The sequence below is a fragment of the Flavobacterium sp. FG19 genome, assembly GCF_057809475.1.
Map to the genome: position 1 here is coordinate 24788 of NZ_JBMDKA010000040.1, position 19875 is coordinate 44662.

Consider the following 19875-nt stretch of genomic DNA (forward strand, 5'->3'; position numbering starts at 1 on the left):
ATGGAATTTCAAAGATATTTTCAATCATTCGCAGACTATTTTTGGGAGTGGGACAATCAGATCTTTTCTTCGGACAGTGTATTTGAAACCCTGAGTATTCCAAATGGACAGACTATCGGTTATGAGAAATTTGTCTTTGAAATTTTGGAATTTATCTCAGAAGACAGTATCCCGCCCTTTGGAAGTCTTCTGCTGGCCATTACGGCAACCAATCATGACAGTGAGAATGTGATAACGACAATTCACGACTGGGCCAAAAGCAGGGAAACAACAAAATCTTTTCCGGTAGAACATTCTTTCAGACTGGGAGCCAGTATTGGTTTTATGAGACTGCTTTCATCACTTCCGGAAGAATATAAAACGGGAGAAAAAAGAATGAAACTGTTTCAGACTATTTTTGCCGATTGTCATAACAGGATTTCGGCCGAAAAAGCAAGGAGAATTCTCGACGAATATAAAGATCACAGGCATCATTTGGTGAGAGCCGCAGTAAAGGATGCTTTTAATGAAGCTAATTTTATAAAAGATTTCAGGACGCTGGCGATGCTTAAAGTCAGATTTCCAACCGTACAGTCAATTCTGAATGCTATGGAAAACCTTCCGCATGAAGAGGTAAAAGAGAAACTTCAGGAGGAAATTTTAGAGGAAAAAAACGAAACGGATACTGCTGATTTCATAGAAGAGCTTATTCAGGACGAACGTACTTTTGAGGTAGGAAGCCTTATTAAACGTTTGTGGTCCGGACTTCATATTCCGCTGCACCACAGCCATCCAAGCGAACAGCCCTTAGGCGGGATCTCCGATTTGACAAATAAAGGGGATTTTGATAAACTCGTCATTTCGGAATTTGCATATGATGATGATGTTTTTATGTCGAGGATTGCCAACAATGAAGCTCTTTATATACAAAGAGAAGTACCACCGGAAGCCGATAAGTTTGAGCGTATTTTACTATTGGACACTTCCTTAAAGAATTGGGGAAATCCAAAGATTTTGTCTTTTGCTGCAGCCATTGCGATTGCGAGACATCCTAAAACCGATATTAAATGCCGTTTTTTTGTTGTAGGGCAGGAATTTAAAGAGGTTCCTATGGAAAATGTACATGAGGTGATTTCTGCGCTGGGTGAACTTAGCGGTAAACTGGATTGCGCTGCAGGACTGGATTTGTTTTTTCAACAGCATAAAATTGAGGGTAAAAGTCAGGAAGTATTTCTGTTTTCTTCAGCAGACAGTCTGAAACTGCAGCGAATGCAAAATGCAGTAAGCAGTTATTTTTCGGACATCCGATATGTTTTTGAAATGGAAACAGAAAGTATTAAAGTCTATAAAAACCAGAACAAAGGCAGAAAAATGCTCCAGCACATGATCATGCCGCTGGATGAACTATGGCAGCAGGAAAAGAAGGAGCTGCCTGCAAGAAAGAGGGACACAGTACTGGATACGATTCCTATTTTGTATCCGGTAGAACGAAATTACCAGAACATTTTTCATGAAGGTAAAGACTTTTATATGTACATAAACGGAAATCTGTTTTTGTTTGTGAGTAATACATTCGACAAAGGGTTTAAAAAAATCGCTGCAGGCCTGCCTTTTGAAAAAGGAGAATTTGGTATAAGAACCAATAGTCAGGGACAAAAGCTTTTCTTGTGTTTCAATAACGATTTAGAACAGAATACGGCGATATTAAATCTGGTAACAAAAGAATTAAAAACAGGGATAATGTCTTCTGAGGATCTGAAAGAAGAAAGAATTACGGTTTTTGAATATAACAGGCAGTTTTATCTCGGAAATTACAAGTCATGCAAACCTGTTGTTATTGATTTTAAAGAACATGCACCGACTTATTTAGTGAGTGAAGCTTTTGAAAATTATATCCGAAAGAAGAATGCGTTTGTTAGTGATTTTTCAAAAAGTAAATTTAAATACAGTCTTATAAAGCGATTAAGAAGTTTTTCTATCAGCGACGATGGTATAGAAGTTAACGGATTTGGTCTGGCCCATTTGGAATTTGAGAAAAAACACTACTCTTATTACAGAGGAACAAACGATTCACTGATACAATTTGAAGAAAAGGTAAATCTTATTCTCAAAAACAAAGGGGCATCACCGCTTGAAATTGTACAAATAATAAAACAGAATACGGGAAAATCACTTGTAGAAAGCAAAAATGTAGTAGACAGGGAGTTTGCTGTTGTTGTAGACAATGTTGAAAGAGATCAGGCTGAGAAATTAAAGAAAACACTGGAAAGCAGCGGAGCAGTATGTTATATCGAAACGCTGCATTTTGAGTCTAAGGACGGCAGTAAAGTAACCAATAAAGCCGGGATTCTGGAATTGGAAAGCAGTCAAAAGGAGATTCCTAAATTTTATATTCCTTTTATTATTGACGGAAGAACCGTAATGGCTTCAGAAAGTGAATATTCCGGTAATGATTATTTCATTTCGGATCCTCTTATGGAAAGCATTAAAGAAAGAGAATTTATAAATAAATATCTGGGACCATTTATACAGCATGTAAAACATCATGGAACTTAAACTTAGCATACATACTAAAAATACATTTCCCAAAGGAGGAATTTTTATAAAAAGTGCCTCACCGCAGGTATGGCTTCAGGAAATTCAGACAATGGGGCTGAAACTCCAGTCAGTTAAAGTTTTTCCGGTTCCGGGAGCTGCAGCAAATGAAGTATTCGGCTGTCTGCTGGTACCGGAACAGGTTTCGCTTAAAAGTGATTCCATCGGAAAAAACAATTTCTGCCAGCTCATTGAAAATAAACTTTTTATTCCGGAGAATACTATTGTTACGCCTCAGTTAACCAAAGCAGAATGGGAGCAGTTGTTTTCGGAAAACTATCACTTTCTGCATCCCGAAATTGGTTTGACAGAATTAAAAGAAACGGTTTCCTGGATTGATTTACTTGAAGCTCCCGCAGAGAAAGACACCATGCTGCTGGAACCGTCGAAAACGGTTCATATACCGCAGTTTATCTCGTCAATGCGTTATGAAATTGATACCGAAAAGATTTTGGAATCTATTGATGATCCGCTTTCAGAAGAAGAAAAACAGGAAGAACTGCCTTTTGATATGCAGGAACTCATGAACGGTAATCAGAAAGAAATGGAAAAATTTTTAGAGTTTTTCGATAAAAATCCGGAAATGGCTATCAAAATGGCTATTCCGCTTGATACATTGGGAACGGCCAGGGGAGGAAACAATGCAAGTTTTTCTTTTGACAGAAACAGTGGTACAAACAGCGGTTCTTTTGCAGGAGGAAATAGTAACAGCACTTTGAAGGATTCCGGCACCTTTGGAGGAGGGTATCTGGCTATAGGGCTTAAGCTTATGGTATTCGTAATTTTTATACTCAATCTCAGAAGCTGTAATTTTACAGGTGCAGGCGGAGCCGTAAACCCTGTTTTGATTGTATTTATTATTGTCGCTGTCGTTGCCTTTCTGGTAGCACTGGCATTGAGTGACAGCAGTTCTCCGTCCCCGGCTGTCCGTTATCAGGAACCGAGGACTTATTCGGGCGGCGGCGGTTCGGCTTTAATAAACTCGCAGCAGTTTGCCGAAATACAAAGACGGTACGAGAAAATGGCTGAGGAATTTACCGATAAAAAAGAATACAGCAGGGCAGCCCATATTTATATGAAACTGCTTAAAAATTATAGTAAAGCGGCTGAAGTTCTTGAAAAAGGCGAGTTGTATTCAGAAGCTGCTGCGGTTCATCTGAAATATTTAAAGAACAAGCATAAAGCAGCCGAATGTTATGAAAAAGGACGTGTGTACAAACAGGCAATTGAACTGTATACCGAAATGAACCAGCACGAAAAAGTGGGGGACTTGTATACCATTTTGAAAAACAAACCCGAAGCCGATAAATTTTATCATATCGTAATCGCCGATTATGAGAATAACTATCAATATGTAAAAGCATCGCTGATCTACAGTAATAAAATTGGGGATACCGATAAAGCACAGGAAGTACTTTTAACAGGCTGGAAAAAAAATAAAGATGCAGCGAACTGTATGAACAACTATTTCGCTAATATCAAATCAACAAAGAAACTGTCTGACAGCATAAGCTCTGTTTACGAATCGGAGGTTTCACCGGACAATTCAGAGGTGTTTCTGCAGGTGATGAAACATGAATTTAAAAAACATGAAAGCCTGGAGGAATTAACTAAAAATATCGCTTACGAAATCGCAGCTGATAAAATGAGTAAAAACCCTCAGATTGTTTCAGAACTGATTGCTTTTAACCCTAAAAATAAATCTATGGTTAAGGATGTGATGAAGTATAAACTAAAAAGCAAGAATGCCTAACAAAGGATTTTTGTTGTAGATTATTTAAGAAGCAGGATTTTATTCCTGCTTTTTTTATGCAATATGTCTAAGAGGGTTCATTGCTGACAGGAATCATGAGATTATGGCTTTTTTTGGTCAAAATAAAATTTTTAGAGGTCTTCGCTTCGGAGGGTTAACATGAAATTGTGATCTGAAATTTTTATTATGATTTTATGAGGAAGTATTTACTTTTTATGTATCTGCCGTTTTGTTTTGCTCTAAATGCCCAAACCAAACTTACTTTTAATTATGACAATGCCGGAAATCAGATTCTTAGAGAATTATGCTTGTCCGGTTGTACTTCGTCTGCCAAACCTGCCAAGGAAATTAAAGATACAGAGGCTTTAACAGAGGATGATCTACTTCAGTTTTCACCAGAAGATGTCATTTCGTATTATCCCAATCCGGTAAAAGAAGAACTATATCTGCAATGGCAGCTGTCTGCAGAAAAACAGGTTTATTCTGTTCAGGTTTATGCTGTCACCGGACAGCTCCTGAGAACTTTTCAGATCAATGCAGGCGGTAATCACCTCAATATTCCTTTTGGACAGTATGCTGTCGGAGTGTATCTGGTGGTACTTTCTTATAAAGACGGAGACGACAAATCGATTAAAATAATTAAACAGTAAGGAAACATGAGAAAGTTTTATTTAATCATACTGGTTTTGACAACCTGTACTAATTTTTCCCAAACGTTTACGGATACCAAAGGAGAACTGCAGATTACGGCTTCCGGAACAGCTGTTTATACATTGCCCATAGCCACACCTCCAAGTATAAAAAACACGGCTCCTGTAATCAATCTGGTGTACAGCAGTGGTGTAATAGGAGGGATTGCCGGACAGGGATGGACTATTAACAGTATCTCTGCTGTTAGTCGTATAGCTGCGCGACGTGATATAGACGGATTTGTTGACGGGGTTGATTTTGATGACAATGATAAACTGGCTCTTGACGGACAGCGTTTATTACTAAAAACAGGAATTTATTGGGCCAATGGATCAACGTATGAAACAGAATATAAAAGCAATACCCGGATTGAACTAAAAATAGAAAACGGAATTACGCACTTCATCGTAACGGCCCCGGATGGCTCCAGAAGCTGGTACGGCTCTAAAGGTTCTGGAAGTTTACAAAATTCAGTTTCGTTAAATGCCTGGTATATCGTAAGATTTGAAGATGTACATACCAATTTTATTGAATATAATTATAAAACCGTTACTTATAAAGGTTTAAATCAATTATATATTGATACCATTACTTTTAGTGGAAATACTGTGGCAGGAATAGCCGCTCAGAACAAAATAGCATTTAACTATAGAAGTGCAAAACGTATTGAAAGGGATTATTTAAAAGGTCTTCCGGTATATGCTACTCAAATATTAGACAATATACAGGTGTATGCCAGTAATAGTCTTTTTAGAACATATAAATTAACCCATGTTGAAGATACTGCTTTAGGTTATGAACGTGTAGCAAATATAAAAGAGATTAATGCGCAAAATGAGGAATCAAATCCCGTTTTTTTTGAGTATGCCTCTAGTCCTAGTAATCAGGAGCGAACAGAAAAGACCTATACAAATAATCTTGCTTTTGATAAAATTAATGTTGCTGGAGACTTTGATGGCGATGGCAGATTAGATTTTATTGTAGAGAATAAAATGTTTACTAATTTGTTTAATGGGTCTGCAGGCAGTGCACCTATTACAATGCCGGTTTATACAATGCCGGGAAGATCTTTTTCGGCTACCACTTTGACTAATAATAAGCTGAATCAGTTTAATACATTAATAGATACGAGGGCAGATCTGAACTCCTTGACTTTTAGTTACTACAATCTATCAGGAGGCACAGTAAGTAAAGTACATTCTAAGACAGTTGCCATAGAAAATATGGTAATTAATAATGTGCAATGCAGTACTGGCGGAGGCGGAGGAGAGGAAACTAGTAGTGTTAAGCCTCCTCAGGAAGTTTCAATGACATCGGGAATAGCAACTCAGTCAACTCAATCTTCCTCAACTGACTTCCCTATAGCAGTTAATTTAAACAATCAGTATATAGAAGGTGATTTCAATGGTGATGGAATTTCGGATGTTTTAATATTGCAATTTCAACAAATCGATCATTATGGAATGAGCGGGCCTTGTGTGGGGCCGCATGGAGAAGCTTTAGCTTGTGATTGTATCTTAAAAAGCACAAGTATTAATACTTGTGCTCATGGAGTTTATTTTTTAGACTTAAACCCAAATGCATCAACTACACTTAATACAAAAGATTTTGTTTTTTTGTCAGATTTTATGTTTTGTGACGAATCAGAAAGAAGATTCACGGGAGATTTTAATGGAGATGGAAAAACAGATATATTAATTGTAAATAATAATTCCAAGGCTTATAGAATATTATCTGTAAAGCAGTTGTTGAGTGCTCCATGGGCTTCTATAGAAGTTATAGGAACAGGAACTTTGGATAAATATTCAGGTACAAAACAAATACTTTTAGGAGATTACAATGGAGATGGGAAAACAGATCTTATGATTCCGGACTCAGAGGGCGGAGAAGATAAAGTTTTATGGCATATTTATTACAGTAATGGTAATATTTCTGGCGGAGAATATTTTTCAAAAGAATCCTGTAATATTGTAGAATATAGACCAAATACCTCAAAAGAAAGCCCTAATCCTTTTAATACACAGGTACATTTCAGTACTTATTTTGCTATGGATATTAATGGTGATGGCAAAACAGATATTGTCAGGGTATGGCGCAAGTATTACAAACCAGCTTGGACCATTAATGATCATAATACTGCCTGGCAAATTACGGCTTTTGCTAATAATATTGGCAACACAGCAAGTGCAGCAGCATTTCCTCTTGTATATAATTCTGATAATAGTAATATTTCCCCTATTACAGGTCAGCCGGGTAATTATTATTCTGACTCTCCTGATATTCCAATCCCAATCACTTCAAACTATAAATACAACGGAGCGAATACAGATCTTATAGTAGTTAGAGGGCATTACAACAAAATTGAATACTACCAGTTTAATAAAAATGTTGACACTGAAAATAGATTAATTTCTGTTATAGAATCTAATAATAATATCAAGCAAAAGATTGAGTATAAACCAATGGAATCTCCTGATGGAGGATTAGGAAATGCGACAACAGATTTTTATTCATCGGCAAATAGTGCTGTTTATCCTAATATCGAGATTATTAGAAATCCTAACAGTTATTTAGTTTCAAAACTTACCGCAACTATTAATGGTATTTCTAAATATCAGGATTTTAGATATAGAGGGTTTATTTCTAATTTTTTTTATGGTACAGTTGGTTTTGCACGTACAACAAGAAGCAGCTGGTATTTATCGGCTTCAGATCCTAAAATTTGGACCACGCTATATAATGATGTTAATTATCGCGGAGCAAACACTATTGTTTGGAGCAGTACTAATGCAAGTACAGTATTTAATGCAACACCAAGTAATTTACTAAGTACCAAAACAAATATTTTTGATAACTATACAAACCCAGCATCAAAGATATATAACATTTTATTGCGTTCTCAAACTGTTATTGATAACGTAACGAATACCAAAACAGAAACAGCGTATACCTATGACGGCACCGTGCAGAGTGCCAGTTATTATGGTATAGAAACCAAAAGTATTACCAAACAGTATAGCGGCTCGGCTGTACAGGGAACTACCACGGTTGAAAGTCAGTATGATCATAACCCTAATGGTGCCGGGGCAGCTTATTATATAGGAAGACCCAAAAAAATACATACAACCGTTTCTGTTTATACAGGAGATACCCGTACAGCCGAAGAAGATTATACTTATACAGGCTTTAATTTAACCAAAACCGCGAAAAAAGGACATAATACGTATGCCGTTATCGAAGACTTAACTTACGATACGGCAGGCAACATACTTACTAAAAAAGTAAGTGCGCCCGATGCCCCGGTTCCTGCAGCTCCAAGAACGATTACCGATGAGTATGACAGCACCAGACGTTTTGTAATTAAGAAAAAAGACCATCAGGGCTTTGTGACGACCTTTACTTACAATACACTGGGACAGGTAAAAGAATCTAAAGATTATCTGGGCGTGGTAAGCAGTTATACCTACGATAATTGGGGCAGACTAACAGGCAGCAGCACCCAAAATGCTTCTTCAACCCCTTTAACGACTTCTATTGCCTATGCTAAACTGGCTGACGGAGGGTATACGACCACTTCGACCACTAATACCGATGCCAAAACCATTACACAGTACGATGTGCTGGGCAGGGTGGTAAAAACCTCTGTCAAAGGTTTTACTGCGGGTTCTATGGTGTCCAGACAAACCGTTTACGACGGGCTGGGACGTAAAATAAAAGAGAGTGAACCTTATTATACTTCTCCGGGTTTATGGACCGTATACGAGTACGACTATATCATGCGCCCGGTAACCATAACATCTCCTACAGGTAGAATACAAACAATTTCCTATTCCGGACTCAAAACCACCAGTAACGACGATGGTAAAATTACTACCGCTACTGTAGATGCTTTGGGCAATAAAGTACAAACTACAGATCCGGGCGGAACAGTGACTTTTACCTATTATGCCGGCGGACAGTTAAAAGAATCCAATTACGATGGAAATAAAGTTAGCATCGTGATAGACGGCTGGGGCAATAAAACAGAAATGAAAGACCCCAGTGCGGGAACCTATACGTATTCGCATAACGCTTTTGGACAGTTAAAAACCGAGACAACACCAAACGGAACGACAACCTTTTACTACGATGATGCCGGAAGAACTACAGAAAAAACGATAAAAGGAACCAATACAGATACCAAAACCACTTATACGTATAACAATACGACAAATTTAATAACCGGAAGCCTGCTGGTTAACAATCTGGAAGGGAACAGTATTACCAATACTTTTGAATACGATACTTATAAACGAATTAGTAAAACAACCGAAACGACTCCTTATGCCGCATTTACCAAAGAACTTACATACGATGCCTACGGACGTGCACTGACCGAAACCTCGACGGCATCTATCTCAGGTAAGTCGAGTGCAAAGAAAATAAAACATACCTATCAGAATGGTTTTGCCTGGCAGATAGTAGACGATGCCACACAAAAAGTGCTCTGGCAGACCAATGGCCTTAACGAAAGGGGACAGCTTACCGAAGCCGTTTTAGGAAACGGAATTGCCCTGAACAATATGTATGATTCCTACGGTTATACCAGGCAGTTTAAGTGGGACAGGACGGGAACCAGCCCCGGAAATGTTATGACACTTACTACTGATTTTGAACCCAAAAGAGGAAATCTGAAAAGCAGGACCAACAGCCTTTTTAACTGGAACGAGAGTTTTACATACGATGAACTGGACCGACTGCTGACCTATAACAACGAACAGGGACAAAAGGAAACTCAGAGTTACGATTTAAAAGGGAAGATTACCCAAAATAATCTGGGAACCTATAACTATACCGTAACTGGAAAAACCTATCAGAACAATTCGATAACGCTTAGTACTGATGCACAAAATTATTATAAAAATAGAGGAACAGGTACTGCTCAGGCACCTAAAATGGATCTGGATATAGGATATAATACCTTTAAAAACCCCGTATATATTAAAGAAAAAGGCCGGGATGGAAATTATATTGATTACCTGAGTTTTACCTACAATGATGGTAATGATCGCAGTACCCTGTTTTATGGAGGATCGCAGGAGGATAAATTGCTGCGGCCGCTTCGTAAACATTATGCTGCCGATGGCAGCATGGAAATTAAAGAAAACCGTACCACCGGAGCCATTGAGTTTGTAACCTATATAAGCGGAGACGGTTACAGCGCACCGCTGCTGGTAAAAAGCGATGGCACTGTACAAAATTACTTATATTTACACAGGGATTATCAGGGTACGATTCTGGCCGTAACGGACCCTGCAGGCGCTATAGTCGAAAAAAGGCTTTTTGATGCCTGGGGAGCTCTTTTAAAAGTGCAGAACGGTGCCGGTACGGCCTTGACCGGTTTAACGGTTTTAGACCGGGGGTATACAGGACATGAACATCTGCAGAGTGTGGGACTTGTGCATATGAACGGCCGTTTGTACGATCCTAAACTGCACCGTTTCCTGCAGCCCGATAATTTCATACAGGATCCGGCCAATACGCAGAATTACAACCGTTACGGTTATGTCTTAAACAACCCGCTTAAATATACCGACCCGAGCGGAGAAGTCGTAATAGGATTTGCGGGTACTGTGCTCATTGGAGTTACTATTGCGGCTATGACTTATACCCTGACCGCTTTACTGGCGGATGTTCCTTTTAGTGTAGGAGGCCTGCTCAAAGCGGCTTTTATAGGGGCTGCCAGTTCTGCTGTTACCTATGGGATAGGGAGTGCTGCCGGCACCATTAGTAACTTTTATGTTAGTGCCAGTGTCAGTGCCGTGGCCCATGGTACTTTCCAGGGCGGTATGACGGCTATTTCCGGAGGGAAATTCTGGAGCGGTTTTGCAGCCGGGGCTTTAAGCAGTATTGCTGCGAGTGCCTGGGGTGCAGATCTAAATGGATCAAAAAATGAAGGACTGGGCTGGGCTGGCAGTGTTCGCAGCAGTAATGAAGGTATGATTGCTTTTGGTACAGTTTCCGGAGGTGCTGGGGCGGCTTTAACAGGAGGTAATTTTTGGCAGGGAGCCGTTACGGGGCTTGTGGTTTCTGGGTTGAATCATTTTGCGCATCAAATGGATAACAATATGTTTGATGACGAATATGATCAAAAAGGAAGAAAAGTTACTAGAGAATCTTTAGGAATTAAAGTTACAGATGATAAAGAAACGATGATTGAAAAAATGTTAAAAGGTATGAAAATTGGAGATATTATGGATGGGGCCGAATTATCTTTTTTAGATAGTAAAGCGGCTCTAGGGATTGATAATATTCAGAGAATTTCTAATACAGATTTTAAAGTAAATAGGACATTCCTTGGTATGTCAAAAATAGATAAAGATGCATCAATCAGTTTAAAAAAAACAACAATAGAGGGGAATTATAAAAATAAACAAGGAAAAATTGTACATGGTTTTGCTACTGGAATAAAAGTAACAACTAAAGGGCTTCCATTACAGATTGTTGAAAATAGATCATATAATGGGTATATAATTAATCAAAATCAGGGACAAATAATAGTTAACGGAAATTTTTTATCATGGGATTTATAAACGAAAAATATCTTAAAATAAGTATCATATTTCTAATACCTCTGTTATCAATAATTTTATTCGTATTGTTCTATGTTTTTTTGAGTTCAGAAATATTTGGAGGGATTGCAGAATTTTTAAATAATATATTAAAAAATAAGAAAAAAGAGATGTTCCCTTGGATTGCTGAGATACCATTCATATTTTTCTTTTCTACGTTTTTGTTTTTTTGCTTGTCGTTATTTCTTTATAAAAAAATAAAGGCAAAAATATTTTCAAAAGCTTTAAAAGTGAATTTAATTCTTTTTTCTTTTCTTCTTTTATATTCATTTTTTGTTCTGGCTAAATTCTATTTGTTATAAAACCATCTCATTGCTGCCAGTGCGTGGAGTGGAGGAGTGACTAGTGAAACAGCTGATGGTGTTACAACAAGAACAGTACATCAGGGTTTAAGTGGAGCTGCAGGTATGGCAAATGAGTTTGGTACGATTGCTTTTAGTACGGTTTCAGGAGGTGCCGGTGCCGCTTTAACAGGAGCTAATTTCTGGCAGGGAGCCATTACAGGACTGGTGGTTTCTTGGCTGAATCATTATGTGCATAAAATAGAAGAGAGACATTCACTTTTATCTAGGTTTAAAGACAAGAATTTTGCTAAAAAGAATCCTGATTTTTCAGATGCTGGTCTAGCAAGGATGAATGAAGGAGTTGTAGGGTTGCAAGATGCATACGAAACAGGAGGTAGTCCAACAGTTACATATGATAATGAAGATATGTCAACCGATGCAATTACCAGTAAAGGGCATGTGTCTATCAATAAAATAAACATGCAATACAAAACCAATTTAGAGTATGCGGGTGTTTTATTTCATGAATACAGACACGCTTATCAATTTATAACTCCTTATATGGGGTTTAAAACTATGGAAATGGCGTATCTAAGTATTTATGGAACAGGAACATATATAGCTGCAATTGGAGAGACTTTTGGAGGTTACTTAGCAGCAATGGAATATGATGCGTATGCTTTTCAGTATAGAATGGGGGATAATGCTCCATATGTTGTTAAAATGATGAATTATAAGTCAGGTCAAATCAATCCATATAAATGATATTAAATAATAGAACTTTTCATATGAAACAATTACTCACAATATTGATTTGTTTAGTTGTACAAAGTTGTGCAAAATCAAAGGATTCTTCAACAAACGATTTGGAACTTATTTGTTATAACAAAAAGATTCTTTCTTATTCTAAAAGCAGTACTGGGGATACGATTAATATTATTAGATACTCATTAAAAAATAATTCTAATCAACTATATTTTATTAATAACATTATAAAATTACCCGAACTAAGAATGATTATGTTAAAGAAAAACGGAATTAATATATCAATCTATGATAAAAATAATATTGAGGTAGAATATTTTCAGCCTATTAAAAGTGAATTTGATAGTAGATCAATTGACAATAAACTAGTTTATTTAGAAGGCATTAAAACTGAAGAGAAAAGACTTGGTTATGAGCATTCAGTTGAATATTTTAAAAATACACAAAGGGAGGAGCTTTTTTTTATTCACCCTAAAGAAATTTTATTTTTTGAATGCTCAATAAATATAAACAAACCGATAAAACATAATGGGAATCGGCTATTTTACGCCAATTTAGATTCAAAAGTCGATTATTATGCTAAATTAAAAATAGTCAGTGATAGCTCGAATTATAAAAATGACTTACCAAGAGATGTTTTAGAAACAATAAATGCAAATAATGCAAAAGTTTATCACGGTGTCATAGAGAGTAAAAATAAGGTGCTTGTTAAGGTTCTGGAATAAGAATGATAGTTGATAGTTAAGTTTCTCGCAGCAGTAACGAAGGTATGATTGCTTTTGGTACGGTTTCCGGTTGTGCTGGTGCCGCTTTAACGGGAGGTAATTTCTGGCAGGGAGCGGTTACCGGACTTGTGGTTTCCGGGTTGAATCATTTTGCACATAAGATGCAGGAAACAGGACATTTGAAACAATGGCTTAAATCTGCAGGTGTCAATTATAAAGACATTCCAAAAATGACTCCTCAACAAGTACGTGAACTTATAAATAAAGTACCTGAATTAGCGCAATTTTATAGTGAAAGTGGAAGCTTTAATATTGCAGTAAATAAGAATGTTGATTATGATTTAACAAGTGGAAGTACTAAAACAAGATTTGGTACTATGACTTTTGGAACAGATGCATTTAAGAGTATGTTGAATTTAGGCAGATCTATTATACACGAGACAGGTCACGCTTTGGACCTTTTCACAGGTAATTATGCTAAATTTAATTCTTTGTTAGATAAAGATTTTAGAACGGATGTTATGGAGTATAGAATGTATGAGCGTGAATTGCAATATGTTCTTCCTGAGTACAATAGGTCAGGGTTAAATTATAGAAATGAATTTTATATGAGAATATCAAATAGAGGTTATGACCCGGATTCATTCTTAAAATGGTAATTATGAGAAATCTACTTTTTTTAGTTTTATCGATTTCTTTTTCTTGGTTAAGTCACTCCCAAGATTTGGTTAATGATGATGAATATGAAATTTACGGTACATTAATTGGAGAGCAGGGGTACCAATTTTATCCTATAAATTTTGGAATACCGATTAATTTGAAATTTGAAGTTAATGATTCTATTTATAGAGAGATAGAAAAGACACATTTAAAATCTTTTAACCAAAGAAAAATGTTTGCTGTGGCTTTAAAATATAGTATTAATAAAACATATAAACTTATCGAGAGTGACCGATATAATCAAATTTATTTAAGCCCAATTTATTTTAAAAGTAAAGATGAAGCATATTTTATTTATATTATAAAAACAAATCTTAAGAAACCATATTCATATTTTATACAAGCAAAAAAGATAAATAATAAATGGGGCTTATCGGATTATTATGTAATTTACTAATGTCTAGCCTATGATTAAGTATACTTTTTATTTAACTGTTTTTATAATTTGCGCTTGTACAAACAGTCATAATTTAAAAAAAACAGAGCAGGAAGAAATAGACTTGTTTTTTGAAAATTTTATTAGAATTAAAAAGGATTATTTAGACTTTGAAAAAATTAAATATATAAGTTATGGCGATTCTCTCGCTCTTAAATATTGGATTGAAGAAAGTCGAGTTGATACAATTTATTTAAAGAAATATTTTAAACTGACAAGCGTTTATCAGAAAAATCATATTGTTTTTGAAAGACCTATTGTGTTCGATAGGTATAAAGTATTTGATTTTGAAGACTTCTATAAGTATAAAAGAAAAAATCCTAATGTGAACTTTAATGAATATTTTTCCAGGAACTTTAATAAAAGAGAGCTGATTACAGTTAATTTTTTAGTTTTCAATGAAGAAAAAAATAAAGCGTTACTTTATTACTCTTTAGATTATGGTTATGTTGAAGTGTATTTCAAAAAAAACAATGAGTGGTTCTTATTAAAAGAGATCAGTCAAATTACACCGTAAACTAAGAGATTTTTTTTACAGAGAAAATATTTGGCAGGGAGCCGTTACGGGGCTTGTTGTTTCTGGGTTGAATCATGTAGTGCACATGATAGATGAGAAAAAAGACTTGCTTTCGAGATTCAATAAAATCAATCCGCATGAAGAGGCGCCTAAAAATGTAAACTCTTTAAAAGCTTTACTTGATGATGTAGATGGTTTAGGTGCATTTCATGAAGCAAGTGGAAAGTACGAGTTAAAATATGGAGGAAGAAGTGATAAATATAGAGGATATACTGTTGATGAAACAAAAACACATATTTTTTATGATAATGCATACAGTAGTTATTATAGGTTAGCTTCAACAATGTTTCATGAATTTTATCATGCTTTTCAATATAATTATATGAATGGTATGATGTATAATGTACTTGGTAATAATGGATATAAAACAGGTTACATGTATGTGTCAGGTATAGAAATACCTTATATTGGTGAAAGGGTTTTAGAATGGAATGCTTACAATTTTGAATATAGTTTTTTAGGAAATACGTCTTCCTATGTTAGAGATGGGTTAAATTTATATAAACACAAATAATGAAAAATTTCGTAATTATTTTTTTAGTCTTTATTGTATCATGTAATCACAAAAATGATAACCAATTAGAACTTGAAATTCTAAATGAGAGTATCGTTTCTTTTAAAAATAAGGATAATGTGCATGATATCTATGAAAATATGAAAGATTCAAATATTGTAAATAAGTCAAAAACTATTGTAACGTATAAGCTTACCAACCATAGTAACTCATCTTATTATTTTAATTTGAATCCTAATTCTAAGTTTCAATATAAACTTGAAGGGATTGAATTGAAAAGTGGAAATTTATGTGTCTACGAAAATGATAATAATAAAGTGGTAAAAATAAACACTCATAGAATGGATCCTAATTTTAATGAAAATGATTGTTATAACAAAAAATTAAAAATTTCAAATTTTCTAGGGTATTCTAAGGATTTTAATTCTCCATACATATAAGAACAATTAAACTTTACAATTCATCCCAATGAAACTTTATTTTTTGAGTGGTTTGTTAATCTTCCCTACGGGAATGAGATTCAAAATGCACATTTAGAATTGGATAAAAGAAAAAAATATTATGCGGAGATAATTATGTTTAGTGACTCTGTTAATTACAAAAAGTCTTTATCTAGAACAATATTAAAAACTATAAAAAAAAATGGATATGAAGTTTATCATGGTGTAATTAAATCTAAAAATAAAGTTCCCATTAAGTTTGTTGAATGATATGTATGGTGATAATTAGTCTCTGGATTGAATCATTATGTACATAAAATAGAGGAAAGATTAACATTACTACAGTATTTCAAAGAGGCTCAAATAGATCCTAAAGCTATGCCTGAAAAAAGTATTAATTCAATAAATTATCTGAAAAATAACATTAAGCAGCTTTTAAAATTATATACAGAAAGCCAGGTGAATACTATTACAGTAGATCCTCAGGAACGTGGTGACAGAGGACAAATCGCAACTACTTATAGTGACAACACGATGACTTTTTATGGGGCTTCTTTTGAAAACAATTTGATGTTAGCTTATACAATGTTTCATGAAGGTGCTCATGCCTATTTTAATTTGATAGGACTCTCTGCACAATGGAAAAGTGATTATGTACGTGATGTAGCAAAGGTCATAAATGAATATAATGCTCATAGAATGATGTATGAATTATATGAAAATTATATTACTGAGGATTTTTTAAATTATAATGATAGTATGAATGCAAATTCTTATGGAAACGGGAATAAGGATCATTGGCAAAGTGTAATGAATATATTTAAATAATTATGAAAAAAATTGTGTTTGCTTTTTTAGTTTTAACCTCTATTGGTTGTTTTGCCCAAAAAAAAGGAGCTGTAAAATTGGAGATTTTAGATCAAAAATTGTATTACTATGACTATACAAAAATAGATTCAAATCCAAAAAGATCAGAGCTAGGGAATTGGAAATTAAAAGACAGTATATTTAGTTTTTGCAAAAACGTCATAACTTATAAGATCACTAATAATTCAAATAATAAATATTTTTTTGTAATGAATGATGATAACTTTTCTGACATCAACAATGTAGACTATATATCTATGTATAATAGGGATTATCAAACTAAAGTGCAGATGGCAATAATAAATTCAAGCAAAAAAAATATTAGTCCATCCTTAAAAGGAGAATATATTTATTTAAGAAATCCGGATCATGGTTATTGTCTGCATTTTAAAGATAGTCTGGAAAATGCCAATTATGAAAATAAAAATTACAATAGATATTATAAAAATATTAAAAAATATGGATTTGTATTATATCCAAAAGAGTCTAAAACATTTAAAACTGTTGTGTATTTGCCATTTTCATCAAGGGATATAGATAATTTTGAGTATTGGGACTATTTTTATCCAAATGTAAGTTTTGAAAATCAGTATTTTTTTCAATTAGTATTTAAAAATAATGTTGATTACATATCTAGTTACATGCCAAATGAAAATTACGAAGAATTGTTAAAGAATGGTGTCAAAATTTATAATGGCGAGTTAAAATCAAATGCGGTTCCTATACACTCAAAACAGAATATTCCAGAAGTCTATAAGTAATCTGTTATTTCTGGGGGAAAATTCTGGAGGGGTTTTGCAGCCGGGGCTTTAAGCAGTATTGCTGCGAGTGCCTGGGGCGGAGGAGTCACTAGTGAAACAGTTGAAGGTGTTACAACAAGAACAGTGCATCAGGGTTTAAGTGGAGCTGCAGGTATGGCAAACGAGGTTGGTACGATTGCTTTTGGTACAGTTTCAGGTGGTGCCGGTGCCGCTTTAACAGGAGGTAATTTTTGGCAGGGAGCCGTCACGGGGTTAGTGGTTTCTGGGTTGAATCATCTGGCACATCAGATGAATCTACTAGGAAAACAAGATATAGATATGGATAAATTAATTGCATCTTATCCTGGTGATGAAAATTCCCAAATATCATCAACTGATGCGTTTATACAGGTTGGAGGAGAAGTGAAGGATTTTTATGATAAGTTTGTTGCAAAATATCCAGGAACGGTTCCAAATGCTTGTGCAGTACGAGAGTCAATAGCATTTAATGATTCGGGGCATGAATTGAATTATGTAAAAGATCAGACATACAAAGGTGCAAATGGGAAAAATTATTATTTAAGTTCAGAACAAATGGCAAAAAATTTGCCGAAACAATTTAAATTAACAGCAACTACAACTAAAAATAGTTCTTTAAGTAGTTTTAATGGACAAAAGGGCATTTATTTTATGCAACCAAAATTGCCTTCAGTCTTTGGAGCAACAGGGCATATTTCAATTTGGAATGGAATGACTGTTCTCGGAGGACATTCATATGCAAATCACAGTCAATTTTATCAAGCAACTTTATTTAAATAAAATGTAAAATGAAAAAAAAATTATTACTCTGCTTTGTCTTATTTGTAAATGTTACAAATTCACAAACTTTGAAACAAAAAGAGAATATCGAAAAATGGTTCAATAATTATGGAATTTGTAAATGTATAACACAAGCGTATTGGCTAAAAAACATTAAAATTGAAGATAAAAGTATGTTTTTTTGGAATCAAAATATGCCGATCTCTTCTAATAATGTAGAAAATCTTGAAGATAGTATTAACATATATGTAAAAAAAAATATATCTGGAAATAATATGATATTAAAAAATTGTATACTAATTACTGAAGACAAAGTTTTTCGAGAGATGATTACTGAAATCATAAAATCAGATAAAATTCTTAAACTAAATAAATATGTTATAAAAGAATAGGATAACCTTTCGAGAAGCTATTTCATAACTAAAACTATTAATAATTTTTTAATATTTCCGGAGGGAAATTCTGGTGCGGTTTTGCAGCCGGGGCTTTAAGCAGTATTGCTGCGAGTGCCTGGTGCGGAGGAGTCACTAGCGAAAACAATTGAAGGTGTTACAACAAGAACAGTGCATCAGGGTTTAAGTGGAGCTACAGGAATGGCAAACGAGGTTGGTACGATTGCTTTTGGTACGGTTTCCGGGGGTGCCGGTGCCGCTTTAACAGGTGGTAATTTTTGGCAGGGAGCCGTTACGGGGCTTGTGGTTTCTGGATTGAATCATTATGTACATAAAATAGAGGAAAGGTTAACATTACTACAGTATCTCAAAGAGGCTCAAATAGATCCTTACTCTAAACCTGAAAAAAGTATAAATTCAATAGATTACCTGAAAAATAGTATTAAGCAGCTTTTGAAATTATATACAGTAAGCAAAGTCAATACTATTACAGTAGATCCTCAGGAATATGGCAGCAGAGGACAACTCGCAACTACTTATACTGACAATACAATAACTTTTTATGGGGCTTCTTTTGAAAACAATTTGATGTTAGCTTATACAATGTTTCATGAAGGTGCCCACGCCTATTTTAATTTGATAGGACTCTCTGCACAGTGGAAAAGTGATTATGGGCGTGATGTAGCAAAGGTCATAAATGAATATAATGCTAATAGAATGATGTATGAACTATATGAAAGTTATATTGGTGGGGATTTTTTAGATTATAATGACTATATGAATGCAAATTCTTACGGAAACGGGAATAAGGATCATTGGCAGCGTGTAATGAATATATTTAAATAATTATGAAAAAAATTGTGTTTGCTTTTTTAGTTTTAACCTCTATTGGTTGTTTTGCCCAAAAAAAAGAAGCTGTAAAATTGGAGATTTTAGATCAAAAATTGTATTACTATGACTATACAAAA

16 protein-coding genes are annotated in these 19875 nt (G+C 34.9%); all 16 read left to right on the forward strand.

Annotation, left to right across the window (positions count from 1 at the left end):
• The 16 genes from ACODST_RS25650 to ACODST_RS25725 all read left to right on the forward strand — a co-directional run bounded on the left by ACODST_RS25650 (window position 1) and on the right by ACODST_RS25725 (window position 19753).
• Complete coding sequence (locus tag ACODST_RS25650) at window positions 1-2535, forward strand: ribosomal protein L7/L12 (protein ID WP_488934946.1); 2535 nt, start codon at window positions 1-3, stop codon at window positions 2533-2535.
• Window positions 2525-4327 (forward strand): hypothetical protein, encoded by a 1803-nt coding sequence (locus ACODST_RS25655; RefSeq protein ID WP_488934947.1) that lies wholly within the window; start codon window positions 2525-2527, stop codon window positions 4325-4327. Before ACODST_RS25650 ends, ACODST_RS25655 begins: the two co-directional genes overlap by 11 nt.
• Window positions 4328-4521: 194 nt before the next feature.
• Window positions 4522-4977, forward strand: coding sequence for a T9SS type A sorting domain-containing protein (locus ACODST_RS25660; RefSeq protein WP_488934948.1), 456 nt, complete (start codon window positions 4522-4524; stop codon window positions 4975-4977).
• A 6-nt stretch (window positions 4978-4983) separates the two neighbouring features.
• A complete protein-coding gene (locus tag ACODST_RS25665; RefSeq protein WP_488934949.1) occupies window positions 4984-11589 on the forward strand; it encodes an RHS repeat-associated core domain-containing protein in 6606 nt (2201 codons plus the stop codon).
• 377 nt (window positions 11590-11966) lie between these two features.
• Window positions 11967-12677, forward strand: a complete 711-nt coding sequence (locus ACODST_RS25670) for a hypothetical protein (protein WP_488934950.1) — start codon at window positions 11967-11969, stop codon at window positions 12675-12677.
• 23 nt (window positions 12678-12700) lie between these two features.
• Entirely contained in the window at window positions 12701-13402 is a 702-nt protein-coding gene (locus ACODST_RS25675; protein WP_488934951.1) for a hypothetical protein, read from the forward strand.
• A gap of 44 nt (window positions 13403-13446) precedes the next feature.
• Window positions 13447-14061, forward strand: coding sequence for a hypothetical protein (locus ACODST_RS25680; RefSeq protein WP_488934952.1), 615 nt, complete (start codon window positions 13447-13449; stop codon window positions 14059-14061).
• A 2-nt stretch (window positions 14062-14063) separates the two neighbouring features.
• The gene (locus ACODST_RS25685) at window positions 14064-14519 is read left to right on the forward strand and encodes a hypothetical protein (RefSeq protein WP_488934953.1); all 456 of its coding nucleotides are present in this window, start codon (window positions 14064-14066) and stop codon (window positions 14517-14519) included.
• A gap of 10 nt (window positions 14520-14529) precedes the next feature.
• Window positions 14530-15075, forward strand: a complete 546-nt coding sequence (locus tag ACODST_RS25690; RefSeq protein ID WP_488934954.1) for a hypothetical protein — start codon at window positions 14530-14532, stop codon at window positions 15073-15075.
• An 85-nt stretch (window positions 15076-15160) separates the two neighbouring features.
• Window positions 15161-15649, forward strand: a complete 489-nt coding sequence (locus ACODST_RS25695; protein WP_488934955.1) for a hypothetical protein — start codon at window positions 15161-15163, stop codon at window positions 15647-15649.
• Entirely contained in the window at window positions 15649-16089 is a 441-nt protein-coding gene (locus ACODST_RS25700; protein WP_488934956.1) for a hypothetical protein, read from the forward strand. Before ACODST_RS25695 ends, ACODST_RS25700 begins: the two co-directional genes overlap by 1 nt.
• Before the next feature lie 297 nt (window positions 16090-16386).
• Window positions 16387-16917, forward strand: a complete 531-nt coding sequence (locus ACODST_RS25705) for a hypothetical protein (RefSeq protein ID WP_488934957.1) — start codon at window positions 16387-16389, stop codon at window positions 16915-16917.
• 2 nt (window positions 16918-16919) lie between these two features.
• Window positions 16920-17717, forward strand: a complete 798-nt coding sequence (locus ACODST_RS25710) for a hypothetical protein (protein WP_488934958.1) — start codon at window positions 16920-16922, stop codon at window positions 17715-17717.
• Window positions 17718-17870: 153 nt separating this feature from the next.
• A complete protein-coding gene (locus tag ACODST_RS25715; RefSeq protein WP_488934959.1) occupies window positions 17871-18515 on the forward strand; it encodes a T6SS effector amidase Tae4 family protein in 645 nt (214 codons plus the stop codon).
• Between the two features lie 8 nt (window positions 18516-18523).
• Window positions 18524-18907, forward strand: coding sequence for a hypothetical protein (locus ACODST_RS25720; protein WP_488934960.1), 384 nt, complete (start codon window positions 18524-18526; stop codon window positions 18905-18907).
• A gap of 114 nt (window positions 18908-19021) precedes the next feature.
• A complete protein-coding gene (locus ACODST_RS25725; protein ID WP_488934961.1) occupies window positions 19022-19753 on the forward strand; it encodes a hypothetical protein in 732 nt (243 codons plus the stop codon).
• Window positions 19754-19875: the final 122 nt, after the last annotated feature.

Excerpts from the sequence above, each read along its gene's own strand:
- ACODST_RS25650 (WP_488934946.1), top strand. The coding sequence starts at position 1 with ATGGAATTTCAAAGATATTTTCAATCATTCGCAGACTATTTTTGGGAG.
- ACODST_RS25655 (WP_488934947.1), top strand. The coding sequence starts at position 2,525 with ATGGAACTTAAACTTAGCATACATACTAAAAATACATTTCCCAAAGGA.
- ACODST_RS25660 (WP_488934948.1), top strand. The coding sequence starts at position 4,522 with ATGAGGAAGTATTTACTTTTTATGTATCTGCCGTTTTGTTTTGCTCTA.
- ACODST_RS25665 (WP_488934949.1), top strand. The coding sequence starts at position 4,984 with ATGAGAAAGTTTTATTTAATCATACTGGTTTTGACAACCTGTACTAAT.
- ACODST_RS25675 (WP_488934951.1), top strand. The coding sequence starts at position 12,701 with ATGAAACAATTACTCACAATATTGATTTGTTTAGTTGTACAAAGTTGT.
- ACODST_RS25680 (WP_488934952.1), top strand. The coding sequence starts at position 13,447 with ATGATTGCTTTTGGTACGGTTTCCGGTTGTGCTGGTGCCGCTTTAACG.
- ACODST_RS25685 (WP_488934953.1), top strand. The coding sequence starts at position 14,064 with ATGAGAAATCTACTTTTTTTAGTTTTATCGATTTCTTTTTCTTGGTTA.
- ACODST_RS25690 (WP_488934954.1), top strand. The coding sequence starts at position 14,530 with ATGATTAAGTATACTTTTTATTTAACTGTTTTTATAATTTGCGCTTGT.
- ACODST_RS25695 (WP_488934955.1), top strand. The coding sequence starts at position 15,161 with ATGATAGATGAGAAAAAAGACTTGCTTTCGAGATTCAATAAAATCAAT.
- ACODST_RS25700 (WP_488934956.1), top strand. The coding sequence starts at position 15,649 with ATGAAAAATTTCGTAATTATTTTTTTAGTCTTTATTGTATCATGTAAT.
- ACODST_RS25710 (WP_488934958.1), top strand. The coding sequence starts at position 16,920 with ATGAAAAAAATTGTGTTTGCTTTTTTAGTTTTAACCTCTATTGGTTGT.
- ACODST_RS25715 (WP_488934959.1), top strand. The coding sequence starts at position 17,871 with ATGGCAAACGAGGTTGGTACGATTGCTTTTGGTACAGTTTCAGGTGGT.
- ACODST_RS25720 (WP_488934960.1), top strand. The coding sequence starts at position 18,524 with ATGAAAAAAAAATTATTACTCTGCTTTGTCTTATTTGTAAATGTTACA.